This is a genomic window from Caballeronia arvi (genome assembly GCF_001544695.2).
GTDB classification, from domain to species: Bacteria; Pseudomonadota; Gammaproteobacteria; order Burkholderiales; family Burkholderiaceae; genus Caballeronia; species Caballeronia arvi.
Genome location: NZ_FCOM02000029.1, coordinates 1 through 13,487, shown reverse-complemented (window position 1 = coordinate 13,487; position 13,487 = coordinate 1). Strand labels below are relative to the sequence as shown.

Annotated in this window: 13 protein-coding genes and 1 pseudogene; 12 read left to right on the top strand and 2 right to left on the bottom strand. The window is 63.2% G+C overall.

Features of this window, described 5'->3' with window-relative positions:
• The first annotated feature begins 39 nt into the window (after positions 1-39).
• The 6 genes from lapB to cysM all read left to right on the top strand — a co-directional run bounded on the left by lapB (position 40) and on the right by cysM (position 6,282).
• On the top strand, positions 40-1,215 hold the full coding sequence (gene lapB, locus AWB74_RS26340) for a lipopolysaccharide assembly protein LapB (RefSeq protein WP_061149613.1): 1,176 nt from the start codon (positions 40-42) through the stop codon (positions 1,213-1,215).
• Positions 1,216-1,296: 81 nt separating this feature from the next.
• A complete protein-coding gene (locus AWB74_RS26335) occupies positions 1,297-2,697 on the top strand; it encodes a UDP-glucose dehydrogenase family protein (protein ID WP_061149612.1) in 1,401 nt (466 codons plus the stop codon).
• Positions 2,663-3,646, top strand: a complete 984-nt coding sequence (rfaE1, locus tag AWB74_RS26330; RefSeq protein ID WP_061149611.1) for a D-glycero-beta-D-manno-heptose-7-phosphate kinase — start codon at positions 2,663-2,665, stop codon at positions 3,644-3,646. Before AWB74_RS26335 ends, rfaE1 begins: the two co-directional genes overlap by 35 nt.
• A 9-nt stretch (positions 3,647-3,655) precedes the next feature.
• Positions 3,656-4,648: an ADP-glyceromanno-heptose 6-epimerase gene (gene rfaD, locus AWB74_RS26325; protein ID WP_061149610.1), complete on the top strand. Its 993-nt coding sequence runs from the start codon at positions 3,656-3,658 to the stop codon at positions 4,646-4,648.
• Between the two features lie 75 nt (positions 4,649-4,723).
• Positions 4,724-5,110, top strand: a complete 387-nt coding sequence (locus tag AWB74_RS26320) for a ComEA family DNA-binding protein (RefSeq protein ID WP_061149609.1) — start codon at positions 4,724-4,726, stop codon at positions 5,108-5,110.
• A 269-nt stretch (positions 5,111-5,379) separates the two neighbouring features.
• On the top strand, positions 5,380-6,282 hold the full coding sequence (gene cysM, locus AWB74_RS26315) for a cysteine synthase CysM (RefSeq protein WP_061149608.1): 903 nt from the start codon (positions 5,380-5,382) through the stop codon (positions 6,280-6,282).
• 67 nt (positions 6,283-6,349) lie between these two features.
• On the opposite strand, the gene mltB is transcribed toward cysM, so the two are convergent.
• A complete protein-coding gene (mltB, locus tag AWB74_RS26310) occupies positions 6,350-7,513 on the bottom strand; it encodes a lytic murein transglycosylase B (RefSeq protein ID WP_061149607.1) in 1,164 nt (387 codons plus the stop codon).
• A gap of 308 nt (positions 7,514-7,821) precedes the next feature.
• On the opposite strand from mltB, the gene AWB74_RS26305 reads away from it, so the two are divergent.
• On the top strand, positions 7,822-8,745 hold the full coding sequence (locus AWB74_RS26305; RefSeq protein ID WP_061149606.1) for a histone deacetylase family protein: 924 nt from the start codon (positions 7,822-7,824) through the stop codon (positions 8,743-8,745).
• On the opposite strand, the gene AWB74_RS26300 is transcribed toward AWB74_RS26305, so the two are convergent.
• The gene (locus tag AWB74_RS26300; protein WP_061149605.1) at positions 8,742-9,626 is read right to left on the bottom strand and encodes an alpha/beta hydrolase; all 885 of its coding nucleotides are present in this window, start codon (positions 9,624-9,626) and stop codon (positions 8,742-8,744) included. The genes AWB74_RS26305 and AWB74_RS26300 overlap by 4 nt on opposite strands.
• 163 nt (positions 9,627-9,789) lie before the next feature.
• On the opposite strand from AWB74_RS26300, the gene AWB74_RS26295 reads away from it, so the two are divergent.
• The 5 genes and pseudogenes from AWB74_RS26295 to AWB74_RS26275 form a co-directional block, all read left to right on the top strand.
• Positions 9,790-10,824 carry a methionine ABC transporter ATP-binding protein gene (locus AWB74_RS26295; RefSeq protein ID WP_061149604.1) on the top strand — a complete coding sequence of 345 codons (1,035 nt, stop codon included), beginning with the start codon at positions 9,790-9,792 and terminating at the stop codon, positions 10,822-10,824.
• Positions 10,814-11,467, top strand: coding sequence for a methionine ABC transporter permease (locus tag AWB74_RS26290; protein WP_061122762.1), 654 nt, complete (start codon positions 10,814-10,816; stop codon positions 11,465-11,467). Before AWB74_RS26295 ends, AWB74_RS26290 begins: the two co-directional genes overlap by 11 nt.
• Before the next feature lie 22 nt (positions 11,468-11,489).
• Complete coding sequence (locus tag AWB74_RS26285) at positions 11,490-12,281, top strand: MetQ/NlpA family ABC transporter substrate-binding protein (protein ID WP_061149603.1); 792 nt, start codon at positions 11,490-11,492, stop codon at positions 12,279-12,281.
• A 175-nt stretch (positions 12,282-12,456) separates the two neighbouring features.
• Positions 12,457-13,206, top strand: a complete 750-nt coding sequence (locus AWB74_RS26280) for an electron transfer flavoprotein subunit beta/FixA family protein (protein ID WP_061149602.1) — start codon at positions 12,457-12,459, stop codon at positions 13,204-13,206.
• A gap of 15 nt (positions 13,207-13,221) precedes the next feature.
• Positions 13,222-13,487: pseudogene (locus tag AWB74_RS26275) on the top strand (electron transfer flavoprotein subunit alpha/FixB family protein); the annotation flags it as partial.

Below are 13,487 nucleotides of genomic sequence, written 5' to 3'. Positions count from 1 at the left end.
GACGCGAAAGCGGACACCTAACAATCAACGACTAATCGCATGGATCTAGACTTCTGGTGGCTGCTCGTCATTCCCGTCGCGTTCGCGCTGGGATGGATGACGTCCCGCTATGACCTGAAAACGTTGCTGTCCGAAAATGCGAATCTGCCGCGCTCGTACTTTCGCGGCCTCAATTTTCTGCTCAACGAGCAACACGACAAGGCGATCGATGCGTTCGTCGAGGTCGCCAAGCTCGATCCCGAAACCATCGAACTGCACTTTGCGCTCGGTAACCTGTTTCGCCGTCGCGGCGAGACCGATCGCGCGATCCGCGTGCATCAGAATCTGTTGAGCCGCTCCGACTTGCCGGTCGCCGAGCGCGATCACGCGCTCTATGAGCTCGGACAGGACTTCCTGAAGGCGGGCTTGCTCGATCGCGCGGAGGAAACGTTCCGCTCGCTCGACGCGGGCGAGTATTCGCTCGGCGCACAGCGCGCGCTGCTGACCATTTACGAAATCGAAAAGGATTGGCCGAAGTCGATCACGACGGCCGAGCAGATCGAAAAGATGGGCGCGCCGTCGTTGCACATGGAGATCGCGCATTTTCACTGCGAGCTCGCGCAGGAAGCGTTGCAGCGCAAGAATCCCGATGGCGCGCGTGCCGAGCTGAAGCTCGCGCTAGCGTCGAATCCGGACAACGTGCGCGCGACGATTCTCGCAGGCGATGTCGAAGCGGCCGCCGGCAATGTCGAAGCCGCGATCGCGAACTGGAAGCGCGTCGAAGAGCAGAACGAAGCGTATTTGCCGCTCGTGGCCGAAAAGCTGATGAAGGCGTACGCCGCGCTTGGACGCAAGGACGAGGGCGTCGACCTGCTTACCGATTACACGAGCCGCTATCCGTCGAACGATTTGCTCGATGTCGCGTACAAGCACGTCCAGGAGCTGCGCGGCCTGGACGCGGCGCACGCGCTCGCGCGCGGGCAGATGCAGAGCGCGCCGAACCTCGCGGGCATGACACGCCTGCTCGAAGCCCAGGAAGCGACGGCCGAGGAGCCTCGCCGCGGCGAGCTCGAATTGATGCGCAATCTGGTGAAACAGCGCACCAAGAACCTGCCGCGTTATACCTGTCAAACGTGCGGATTCCGCGCGCGACTATTCTATTGGCAATGTCCCGGCTGCAGCGGCTGGGAGACGTACGCGCCGCGTCGCGTCGAGCCGATCACGAGTTCGGCCTGAGCGGCGCGCGACTAGAATGAGATCAGGCGGCGCGTGAGCGCCGCTTCCGCCACCGGCATTTCAAAAACCACCGGAAAGCGTATGAAAGTGACCATCGTCGGCACGGGTTACGTCGGTCTTGTGACCGGCGCGTGCCTCGCCGAAATCGGCAATGACGTGTTTTGCGTGGACGTCGATCCGCGCAAGATCGAAATCCTCAACAATGGCGGCGTGCCAATCCATGAGCCGGGCCTTCAGGAAATGCTGAGGCGCACGCGCGCGGCGGGCCGCATCCAGTTCTCCACCGACGTGAAAGCAAGCGTCGAGCATGGCGATATTCAGTTCATCGCGGTGGGCACGCCGCCCGACGAAGACGGTTCCGCCGACCTGCAGTACGTGCTCGCAGCGGCGCGCAACATCGGCAAATATTCGAACGGCTTCAAGGTGATCGTCGATAAATCGACGGTGCCGGTCGGCACGGCACAGCAGGTGAAGAACGTCGTCGAGGAAGAGTTGAAGGCGCGCGGGCTCGGCTCGGAGTCGCACGGCTTCTCGGTCGTGTCGAACCCTGAGTTTCTGAAGGAAGGCGCGGCGGTCGACGACTTCATGCGTCCGGATCGCATCGTCATCGGCATCGACGACGACCACGCGGGCAATCTCGCCCGCGAGAAGATGAAGCGCCTCTACGTGCCGTTCAACCGCAATCACGAGCGCACGCTTTACATGGACGTGCGTTCGGCGGAATTCACGAAATACGCGGCCAACGCCATGCTCGCGACCCGCATCTCGTTCATGAACGATCTGTCGAATCTCGCGGATACCGTCGGCGCCGATATCGAATCGGTGCGGCGGGGCATCGGCTCGGATCCGCGCATCGGCTATCACTTCCTGTATGCGGGCTGCGGCTACGGCGGCTCGTGCTTCCCGAAGGACGTGCAGGCGCTCGCGCAGACGGCGCGAGAAAACGGCCACACGCTGCGCGTGCTCGAAGCGGTCGAAGCGGTGAACCGCGATCAGAAGGACGTGCTCGTCAACAAGATCGTGAAGCGCATGGGCGAGGATCTGAGCGGGCGCACGTTCGCCATATGGGGCCTCGCGTTCAAGCCCAACACCGACGACATGCGCGAGGCGCCGAGCCGGCGCATCATCGAGGCGCTGCTGGCGCGCGGCGCCACGGTGCGCGGATATGATCCTGTCGCGATGCAGGAAACCGAACGCGTGCTCGAGCTCGATCTCGCCGAGCGGCCGGACGACCTGAACCGCCTGCATCTCGTCGGCACGCAGCACGAAGCGCTGAAGGGTGCGGATGCGCTCATCATCGTGACCGAATGGAAGGAGTTCAAGAGCCCGGATTTCGGGCACTTGAAGAGCGCGCTGAAGACGCCGGTGATCTTCGATGGCCGCAATCTGTACGAACCGGAATCGATGGCCGAGATGGGCATCGACTATCACGCAATAGGACGTCCCCATGTCGAACTCGACCGAAGCCAAGACGGCAAGTAGCACCGATATTCCCGTCGTGCCGCGCGCGCGCGTCGCGGCGGCGCGCGTGCTGGTGGTCGGCGACGTGATGCTCGACCGCTACTGGTTCGGCGACGTGAACCGGATCTCGCCCGAAGCGCCCGTTCCGGTCGTGCACGTGCAGAAGAAGGAAGATCGCCTGGGCGGCGCCGCGAACGTCGCGCGCAATGCGGCGGCGCTCGGCGCGCAGGCCGGGCTGCTGTGCGTGGTCGGACATGACGAGCCGGGCGAGCGCATCGTCGAACTGCTCAGCGAGAGCAAGGTCGCGGCGCATCTCGAACGCGATCCCGAACTGCTCACGACCATCAAGCTGCGCGTGCTGTCGCGGCAGCAGCAACTGTTGCGCGTCGATTTCGAGAACACGCCGAATCACGAAGTGCTGCGCGCGTGCCTCGCGCGCTTCGCGGAAATCCTGCCGCAGCATGACGTGATCCTCATGTCCGATTACGCGAAGGGCGGCCTGACGCACGTCACGCAGATGATCGCCGACGCGAAACGCGCCGGAAAGCCCGTGCTCGTCGATCCGAAGGGCGACGACTGGGACCGCTATCGTGGCGCTACGCTCATCACGCCGAACCGCGCCGAGCTGCGCGAAGTAGTCGGGCAATGGAAGTCCGAGGAAGACCTGCACGAGCGCGTGACGAAGCTGCGCGCCGAGCTCGATCTCTCAGCGCTGCTGCTCACGCGCTCGGAAGAGGGCATGACGCTCTTCACGGAGAACCAGGTGCTGCACACTTCGGCCGAAGCACGCGAAGTGTATGATGTCTCGGGCGCGGGCGACACCGTCATCGCGACGGTCGCGACCATGCTGGGCGCGGGTGTGCCGCTCGTCGACTCGATCGTCTATGCGAACCGCGCGGCGGGCATCGTCGTGGGCAAGCTCGGCACGGCCACCGTCGACTACAACGAACTCTTCGCTGACCTTACCTGACCCATCGCCATGACCATCATCGTTACCGGTGCTGCCGGATTCATCGGCAGCAATATCGTCAAGGCGCTCAACGAGCGTGGCGAGAACCGCGTGATCGCGGTCGATAACCTCACGCGCGCCGACAAATTCAAGAATCTCGTCGATTGCGAGATCGACGATTACCTCGACAAAACGGAGTTCGTCGAGCGCTTTCAGCGTGGCGATTTCGGCAAGGTGCGCGCGGTTTTTCATGAAGGCGCCTGTTCGGACACGATGGAAACCGACGGCCGCTACATGATGGACAACAACTTCCGCTACAGCCGCGACGTGATGGACGCGTGCCTCGCGCAGGGCGCGCAGTTCCTGTATGCGTCGTCGGCGGCGACGTACGGCGGGTCGAGCCGTTTTGTCGAAGAGCGCGAAGTCGAAAAGCCGCTCAACGTCTACGGCTATTCGAAGTTCCTCTTCGATCAGATCGTGCGGCAAACGCTGCCGAAGGCGAAGACGCAGATCGTAGGCTTTCGATACTTCAACGTGTACGGCCCGCGCGAGACGCACAAGGGCCGCATGGCGTCCGTCGCGTTCCACAACTTCAATCAGTTCCGCTCGGAAGGCAAGGTCAAGCTCTTCGGCGAATACAACGGCTATGCGGCGGGCGAGCAGACGCGCGACTTCATCTCGGTCGAAGACGTCGTGAAGGTGAACCTGTTCTTTTTCGATCATCCGGAGAAGTCGGGCATTTTCAATCTCGGCACCGGACGCGCGCAGCCGTTCAACGACATCGCGTCGACGGTCGTGAACTCCTTGCGTGCGATGAACAATGAGGCCGCGCTGTCGCTCGCGGAACTCGTGCAGCGCGGGCTCATCGAGTACATTCCGTTCCCCGACGCACTGCGCGGCAAGTATCAATGCTTCACGCAGGCGGACCAGTCGCGGCTGCGCGCGGCGGGCTACGACGCGCCATTTCTGACGGTTCAGGAAGGCGTCGACCGCTACGTGCGTTGGCTATTCGGCCAGCTATAAACGCGCTTCGAGCGTCTTTACACTGGGTCTCACGGTTGGCGCTGGTGCCGGCCGGTTCTTCACGGAGACTCAGTCATGTTCAAGCAAGCACTCTCGTCGATCGCCGCGTTCGCGCTCGTTTTTTCCATCGGCAGCGCGTTCGCGGCCGTCGACGTCAATACCGCCAACTCCGATGCGCTGCGCGGCATCAAGGGCATCGGCCCGGCGAAGGCGAAAGCCATTCTCGATGAGCGTCAGGCGCATGGCCCGTTCAAGGACGCGAACGATCTCGGCACACGCGTGAAAGGCATGGGCGGCAAGACCGTCCAGCGCCTCGAAGCGGAAGGGCTGACCATCGGTGCCGCGCCGAAGACGGCGGCGGTCGCGCCCGGCAACGCGGCGCCGCCTGGCGCGGCGAACTCGGCTGTCGCGACGCCGGTTTCCGCGTCCGCGTCGGCCAAGCCGGTCGTCGTAAAGAAATAAGGACGACATGACGGCGCGCGCCCAGGCGTGCGGCGCGCGCCATTGACCTCCTTCAGCCTTCGGATGTTTTGGGCTCCCCGCGAACGGCTTCGTCGCGGGGCTTTTTGCTCGCCCGCCGCGCGCGCATGCTTACAGTTCGATTCGGCAATCCATCCGCGTATCAGGGGTGCGCCGGCACCGGGAGGACCACTGGGCTACAATCGAAGAACCCCTATATCAAAAAGCCCACAGCCGTCGAGTTTTCCGTGGGACACGAATCCGCTCCGCATATGGCTTACATGACTATCGAAGACACGATCGGCAATACGCCGCTCGTGCAACTCGTCCGCGTCGTGGACGATGAAATCCGCAGCCGCAACAACATCGTGTTGGGCAAGCTCGAGGGCAACAACCCGGCGGGCTCGGTGAAGGACCGCCCGGCTTTGTCGATGATCAGGAAAGCTGAAGAGCGCGGCCGCATCAAGCCGGGCGATACGCTGATCGAAGCGACGAGCGGCAATACCGGCATCGCGCTTGCAATGGCCGCCGCGATGCGCGGCTACAAGATGGTGCTGCTGATGCCTGAAGATCTGTCGATCGAACGCCGTCAGAGCATGGCTGCGTATGGCGCGGAGATCGTGCTCACGCCGGTGACGGGCGGCATGGAATACGCGCGCGATCTCGCCGATCAGATGCAGCGCGATGGCCGCGGCATCATCCTCGACCAGTTCGCGAATCCGGACAATCCGCTCGCGCATTACGAAGGCACCGGCCCGGAACTGTGGAAGCAGACGGAAGGACGCATCACGCACTTCGTCTCGTCGATGGGTACGACCGGCACGATCATGGGCGTGTCGAAGTATCTGAAAGAGGTGAATCAGAACATCGAGATCATCGGCGCGCAGCCGGAAGAAGGCTCGCGCATTCCAGGCATCCGCAAGTGGCCGGAAGCGTATCTGCCGAAGATTTTCGATCGCAGCCGCGTCGATCGCGTCGAGAACGTGAGCCAGGCGGCATCCGAAGCGATGGCGCGGCGCCTCGCATCGGTCGAAGGCATTTTCGCGGGCATTTCGTCGGGTGGTGCATGTGAAGTCGCGCTGCGCATCGCACGTCAGGTGGAGAACGCGACGATCGTGTTCGTCGTCTGCGACCGCGGCGACCGGTATCTGTCGACAGGCGTGTTTCCGGCGTAAATCGACGCTTGCTCAATGAAAAAACCCCGGCGTGCCGGGGTTTTTCACATAAGGCGCCGCCGCGATATCACTGCGAGGCGTCGCCCGCTATCATGCGCGCCTTGACCGCCTCGCCGAGCTGATACACAGCGAGCGCATAGAAGAAGCTGCGGTTATAGCGCGTGAGCACATAGAAGTTCTTCAGCCCGAGCGTGTATTCGGTCGCGCGGCCGGGCGTCGGGAGGTCGACGACGGTGAGCGGCGTCGGCGCTTCCGCCGCGATATTCAGGCCCGGCTCGTTGAGCAGCATGCCGGCCTTCGTCAACTGCGCGAGCGACCATTTCGGTTCCGGCGACCCATCGGCGGCGGCCTGCGCGATACCCTGACTGCCTTCATCACCCGCAATGCGCCAGACCACCGGGCGGCCCGGCTGCCAGCCGTTCTGTTTCAGATAGTTCGCGACGCTGCCGATGGCGTCCGCCGGACTCGAGCGCAGATCGATGCGGCTGTTGCCGTCGTAATCGACCGCGTATTGCACGATGCTGCTCGGCAGGAATTGCGGAATGCCGATCGCGCCGGTGTACGAACCGAGCACGGTCGTCGGATCGATCTGCGAATCGCGCGTCCACACGAGCAGATCTTCGAGATTCTTGCGGAACGTCGCCATGCGTTCGGCGCGGTTCGGCGTGTTCGGATAATCGAAGGTGAGCGTGGTCAGCGCGTCGAGCGCGCGGAAGTTGCCCATGTATTTCCCGTAGATCGTCTCCACGCCGATGATCCCGACGATGACCTCCGGCGGCACGCCGAACTGTTCGGCGGCGCGCTGCAGCGTGGCCTGATTCGCGCGCCAGAACTTCACGCCCGCGTTGATGCGGACTGGCTCGATGAAGCGCGACTGATACGCCCGCCAGTTCTTCGCTTGCGGCGTGGGCGAGGGCAGGACCAGCTTCGCCGCCGTCGCCGAATAGCTCACGCGCGCGAACAGATCGTGCAGCGCCGAGGCATCGAAGTCGTAGCGCGCAACCATGTCGTTGATGAACGCCGCGACATTCGGATTGTTCGCGTAACGCTGCGGCACGATCTCTTCTTCGAACACCTGCCCTTGCGGCGTCGCGGTCTGCGGCTGCTGCGACTGCGCAAAGGCACTGTTGGCGGAGACGACACCGAGCGCGCAGAAAAGAGAGACGAGGAGCGCGCGCTTTGCCGGCGTGAAAGAGGCCGTGAAGTCGAACGGAGCAAACGGGAAAGTCATAGTGTGCGTGGTTGGAGACGGTTGGGGCGATGCCGGATTCGCGAGCGGCCGAAACGCCTGTGAAGTCGAATCGATCCGCAACGATTCTCAACGGAACGCAACAGCCTGCAACATGCCGCGCGCAAACGCTTGGCCGGCAAGGCGTCGAGGCAGTATAACCGACGCTTCGCGCCGGTATCGCCCGGGCGTCCGGAGGCGGGCGGCGGTATCGAACGGTGTGGTAACTTAACGTCAAATGCGCGGCACACGGTCGCGTATGACGAAAAAACACGAGACGAGAGCCGACAAAAGCGGCATTGCGAGACATCATGGCCACCGGCTTTTATTCCCATCCCGACTGCCTGCAGCACGACAACGGCCAATGGCATCCCGAATGCCCGGCGCGTTTGCAGGCAATCGAAGATCAACTGATCGCGAGCCGGATCGATACGCTCATCGAACGCGAGGAAGCGCCGCTCGCCGAGGAAACCGAGCTCGCACGCGTGCACACGCAGGCGCATATCGATTACATCAAGAGCCGCACGCCCGAGCACGGCCGAAGCGAGCTCGACCCCGATACGTCGATGTGCCCCGAGTCCTATCGGGCAGCCTTGCGCGCGGCGGGCGCGGCGATCGCGGCCACCGATGCCGTCATCGAAGGGCGTTACGACAACGCGTTCTGCAGCGTGCGCCCGCCGGGCCACCACGCCGAGCCCGCGCGCGCGATGGGCTTCTGCCTCTTCAACAACGTCGCGATCGCGGCGCGCCATGCGCTCGAGGTGCACGGCCTGCAACGTGTCGCGATCGTCGATTTCGACGTGCATCACGGCAACGGCACCGAAGCCGCCTTCAGCGGCGACTCGCGCGTGCTGATGTGCAGCTTCTTCCAGCATCCGTTCTATCCGTTCTCCGGCGCCGGGAATCATGCGCCGAACATGGTCAACGTGCCGCTGCCCGCGCGCACGAAGGGCATGCAGGTGCGCGAGGTCGTCGACATGATGTGGCTGCCGCGGCTCGAGGAGTTCAAGCCGCAGATGATCTTCGTCTCGGCCGGTTTCGATGCGCATCGCGAAGACGACATGGCCAACATGGGCCTCGTCGAAGACGATTACGCGTGGATCACCGAGCAGGTTCGCGCGGTCGCGAAACGTCACGCGCAGGGGCGCATCGTGAGTTGTCTGGAAGGCGGCTACAACTTGTCGGCGCTCGGGCGCAGCGTCGTCGCGCATCTGCGGGTGCTCGCCGACATCTAGCCGTTCGCATGCGCCCGCGCGTAATCGGTGCGTACGAGCGTCCAGTCGATCAGCTCGCGAATCACGCGGTCACGATCGAGATCGTTGAGCGTTTCGTGAGCGCTGCCTTCGACGATCGCGAGCGTGCTGTCAGTCGAGCCGGCGTTTGCCTCGAATTCGCGGCTGCCGGCGGGATCGCAGATCGCGTCCGCCGAGCCGTGGAAGACGTAGAGCGGCAAGGTGATTGCATCGCGCTTCGCCGCCACGCGCTCCATCCCGGCGAGAATCTGCGCGGCGGTGCGCGCGGGAACGGCGCCATGATGCACGAGCGGGTCGCGCCGATAGGCAACGACCACGCCCGGCGCACGCGAGAGCAACGACGGATCGATGCTGAACGCGGCCATGCGCGGCACGACCGTCCCCACGATGCGGCTCAGTTTCGCCTTCCAGCGCGGCGTGCCCGCGCCCAGCTTCAACGCCGGGCTCGACAGAATCAGCCCCGCCAGCTTTCGGCCAGACGCGCGTTCGGCGACGTAGAGCGCCGCGATCGTGCCGCCCATGCTGTGGCCCATCAGGAAGAGCGGCGTGTCGGCGGGCGATGTCGCGGCACACGCTTCGAGCAGCACGTCGGCATCGCGCAGATAGTCGGTGAAGACGCGCACCCAGGCGCGATCACCCGATGACTTCCCGTGCCCGCGCAGATCGATTGCGAGCAGTTCGATGCCCGCCGCGTTCAACTCGACCGCAAGCGCGTCGTAGCGTCCCGCGTGTTCGCCGAGACCGTGAATCAGCGCGATGCGAGCCCTCACTTCGACGTCCGGCGCGCTCTGCCAGCGATGCAGGAACAGTTCGACGCCGTGCCGCGTCGTGACGGCGCTCGTCGAATAAATATTGCGTGACATGAGCCGGTAAATTCCTCCGCGTTATTAGCCGATCCGAAATCATTATTAAACAGAATGTAACGCGTCCTGTAAAATCGCGGGCTACGTATCAACCAGCTACGACAAGCGGCGGCCGGCTGCGCGGGTGTTTCGACCCGGCGAGCCTTCCGCCGTTTGCATTTTCATGATCGAAATACGCAATCTCTCGCAGCGTTTCGCCGGGCCCCGGGGCTGGGTCGAAGCGCTGCACAACGTCAATCTGACGATTCCCGCCGGCGAAGTGTTCGGCATCATCGGGCGCAGCGGCGCGGGCAAGAGCACGCTGGTGCGCACCATCAATCTGCTGACGCGGCCGAGCGAAGGCAACGTGATCGTCGACGGACGCGATCTCATGACGCTTTCGAGCGACGCGCTGCGCGCCGCGCGCCGCGATATCGGCATGATCTTTCAGCACTTCAATTTGCTGAGCTCGCGCACGGTGTTCGACAACGTCGCGCTGCCGCTCGAACTCGCGGGCAAGAAGCGCGCGGAGATCGAGGCGGCCGTGTTGCCGCTGCTCGAACTCGTCGGCCTGACGACGCACAAGGACAAATATCCCGCGCAGATCAGCGGCGGGCAGAAGCAGCGCGTGGGCATCGCGCGGGCGCTCGCGAGCAATCCCAAAGTGCTGCTCTCCGATGAAGCCACATCCGCGCTCGATCCCGAAACCACGCGCGCGATTCTCGATCTGCTGCGCAAGATCAATCGCGAGCTCGGGCTCACGATCGTGCTCATCACGCATCAGATGGAAGTCATCAAGCAGGTCTGCGACCGCGTTGCGGTGCTCGACGCCGGGCGCGTCGTGGAAGAGGGCAAGGTCGTCGATGTCTTCATGCAGCCGCATCACGAAGTCACGCGCGCGCTGATCGGCGACGTCATCGCGCACGAGTTGCCGCCCGCGCTGAAGGCGCGCGTCATCGAGCGGCTGAAGACCGGCAGCGGCCATTTGCTGCGGCTCGCGTTCACGGGATCGGGCGTCGATCAGCCGATTCTCTCCGAGACGATCCGCCGCTACGAACTCGATTTCAACATCCTGCATGGCCAGATCGACGAGATTCAGGGGCAGGCGTTCGGCTCGCTCGCGGTGCTCGCGGGCGGGCAACCGGTGAAGATCGCCGAGGCGATCGAATATTTGCGCGCGCAAGGCGTCGTGGTGGAGGAGTTGTCCCATGTTGAGTGAAATGTTCGACATGTTCGTCCAGTCGTTCTGGGAAACGCTGATCATGGTCGGCATCTCGGGACTCGTCGGCGCGGCGATCGGCTTGCCGTTGGGCGTGCTGCTCTATCTCACGGACCGCGATGGCGTGCTGCAGAACCTCGGCGTGAATCGCGGGCTCGGCGGCGTCGTGAATGCGGTGCGCTCGACGCCGTTCATCATTCTGCTCGTCGCGGTGATTCCGTTCACGCGGCTGGTCGTCGGCTCGTCGATCGGGACCGCGGCCGCCGTCGTGCCGCTGACGATCGCGGCCGCGCCGTTCATCGCGCGTCTCGTGGAGACGGCGTTGCGCGAAGTGGATCGCGGGCTCATCGAAGCCGCGCAGGCGATGGGCGCAACGACATCGCAAATCGTGTTCAAGGTGTTGTTGCCGGAATCGCTGCCGGGCGTCGTCGCGGGACTGACGATCACGTTCGTGTCGCTCGTCGGCTACTCGGCGATGGCGGGCGCGATCGGCGGCGGCGGGCTCGGCGATCTCGGCATCCGCTATGGCTATCAGCGCTTCCTGCCTGAAGTGATGCTGACCGTCGTCGTGATTCTCATCGTGTTCGTGCAGCTCGTGCAGTCGTTCGGCGACTGGCTCGTGCGCCGCCTGAGCCACAAATAATTCATCTACAGGAGACCAATCCATGCAACGTCGATTCATGCTGAAGTTCGCCGCCGCGCTGCTGGGCGCATCGCTTTTCAACGTCGCTCATGCCGAGGACGCCATCAAGATGGGCGTGACGGGCGGCCCGCACGCGCAGATCATGGACGTGGTGAAACAGGTCGCCGCGAAGAACGGCCTGAAGATCACGGTCATCGAGTTTTCGGATTACGTGCAGCCGAACGCCGCGCTCGCATCCGGCGATCTCGATGCGAACAGCTATCAGCATTTGCCGTATCTCGACGCGCAGGTGAAGGATCGCGGCTACAAGCTCATCAAGGTCGCGGACACGGTCACGTTCCCGATGGGCATCTATTCGAAGAAGCTGAAGTCGCTGTCGGCGTTGCAGAACGGCGCGCGCATCGCGGTGCCGAACGATCCGACCAACGGCGGGCGTGCGTTGCTGCTGCTGCAAAAGCAAGGTCTCGTCAAGCTGCGCGCGGACGCGGGCCTGAAGGCGACACCGATCGATATCGTCGAGAACCCGAAGAAGCTGAAGATCGTCGAACTCGACGCGGCGCAGATTCCGCGCTCGCTCGACGACGTCGACGCCGCCGCCATCAACACGAACTTCGCGATGGAAGCGGGCCTCAAGCCGAAGTCGGATGCGATCGCGATCGAAGACCCGCGCGGTCCGTACGTGAACATCATCGCGATTCGCGCAGCCGACAAGGACAAGCCGTGGGTCGCCAAGCTGATCGCGGCGTATCACTCGCCGGAGGTGAAGCAGTTCGTCGAAGGCAAATATGCGGGGGCGGTGATTACGGCCTGGTAATCGTTTTCAGTGACGGATGCGGGTTTTCGTGGATATAAATAGAACGATCGTTCGATAAAAATAGACCGATTCCTATTGCATGACGACCCAACCCACCCGCTTGTGGAGGGGCTAGCCGACGTGGCGCTCGTATAATGTCGCTGGGTTGACGTAATCGTAACTTTGGAGCGTGTGCATGAAAATTCTGGTGCCAGTCAAGCGCGTGGTCGACTACAACGTGAAGGTCCGTGTGAAATCGGATAACACGGGAGTCGATATCGCCAACGTGAAGATGTCGATGAACCCGTTCGACGAGATCGCCGTGGAAGAGGCGGTCCGGTTGAGGGAAGCGGGTGTTGCTACCGAAGTGATCGCCGTGTCGTGCGGTGTGACGCAATGTCAGGAGACGTTGCGCACGGCGCTGGCTATTGGCGCGGATCGCGCGATTCTCGTCGAATCCGCAGAAGATCTGCAGCCGCTGGCGGTCGCGAAGATTTTGAAGGCGCTGGTCGATCAGGAAAAGCCTGAGTTGGTCATTCTCGGCAAGCAGGCCATCGATGATGACTCGAATCAGACCGGTCAGATGCTTGCTGCGCTGGCGGGTCTGCCGCAAGCGACGTTCGCATCGAAAGTGGTCGTTGCCGATGGCAAGGCCACGGTTTCGCGTGAAGTCGATGGCGGCGCGGAAACGCTGTCGCTGAAGCTTCCCGCTGTTGTCACGACCGATCTGCGCCTGAACGAGCCGCGCTACGTGACGCTGCCGAACATCATGAAGGCGAAGAAGAAGCCGCTGACGACGGTGAAGCCCGCGGATCTCGGCGTCGATGTCGCGCCGCGTCTGAAGACGCTGAAGGTCACCGAGCCGCCGAAGCGCAGCGCGGGCATCATGGTGCCGGACGTGAAGACGCTGGTCGAGAAGCTGAAGACCGAAGCCAAGGTGCTGTAAAGGGAGACGCGAAAAATGACGATTCTGGTAATTGCGGAACACGATAACGCGTCGATCAAGGCATCGACGCTGAACACGGTTGCGGCGGCTGCGAAGATCGGCGGCGATGTGCACGTGCTGGTCGCGGGCTCGAACGCGCAAGGCGCGGCGGACGCAGCGGCAAAGATCGCGGGCGTGGCGAAAGTGCTGCTCGCCGATGCGCCTCAACTCGCCGATGGCCTCGCGGAAAACATCGAAGGCACGGTGCTGAACATCGCGAAGGATTACTCGCACATTCTGGC

Coding starts and splice junctions, on each gene's coding strand:
- lapB (WP_061149613.1), top strand. CDS start 40: ATGGATCTAGACTTCTGGTGGCTGCTCGTCATTCCCGTCGCGTTCGCG.
- AWB74_RS26335 (WP_061149612.1), top strand. CDS start 1,297: ATGAAAGTGACCATCGTCGGCACGGGTTACGTCGGTCTTGTGACCGGC.
- rfaE1 (WP_061149611.1), top strand. CDS start 2,663: ATGTCGAACTCGACCGAAGCCAAGACGGCAAGTAGCACCGATATTCCC.
- rfaD (WP_061149610.1), top strand. CDS start 3,656: ATGACCATCATCGTTACCGGTGCTGCCGGATTCATCGGCAGCAATATC.
- AWB74_RS26320 (WP_061149609.1), top strand. CDS start 4,724: ATGTTCAAGCAAGCACTCTCGTCGATCGCCGCGTTCGCGCTCGTTTTT.
- cysM (WP_061149608.1), top strand. CDS start 5,380: ATGGCTTACATGACTATCGAAGACACGATCGGCAATACGCCGCTCGTG.
- mltB (WP_061149607.1), bottom strand. CDS start 7,513: ATGACTTTCCCGTTTGCTCCGTTCGACTTCACGGCCTCTTTCACGCCG.
- AWB74_RS26305 (WP_061149606.1), top strand. CDS start 7,822: ATGGCCACCGGCTTTTATTCCCATCCCGACTGCCTGCAGCACGACAAC.
- AWB74_RS26300 (WP_061149605.1), bottom strand. CDS start 9,626: ATGTCACGCAATATTTATTCGACGAGCGCCGTCACGACGCGGCACGGC.
- AWB74_RS26295 (WP_061149604.1), top strand. CDS start 9,790: ATGATCGAAATACGCAATCTCTCGCAGCGTTTCGCCGGGCCCCGGGGC.
- AWB74_RS26290 (WP_061122762.1), top strand. CDS start 10,814: ATGTTGAGTGAAATGTTCGACATGTTCGTCCAGTCGTTCTGGGAAACG.
- AWB74_RS26285 (WP_061149603.1), top strand. CDS start 11,490: ATGCAACGTCGATTCATGCTGAAGTTCGCCGCCGCGCTGCTGGGCGCA.
- AWB74_RS26280 (WP_061149602.1), top strand. CDS start 12,457: ATGAAAATTCTGGTGCCAGTCAAGCGCGTGGTCGACTACAACGTGAAG.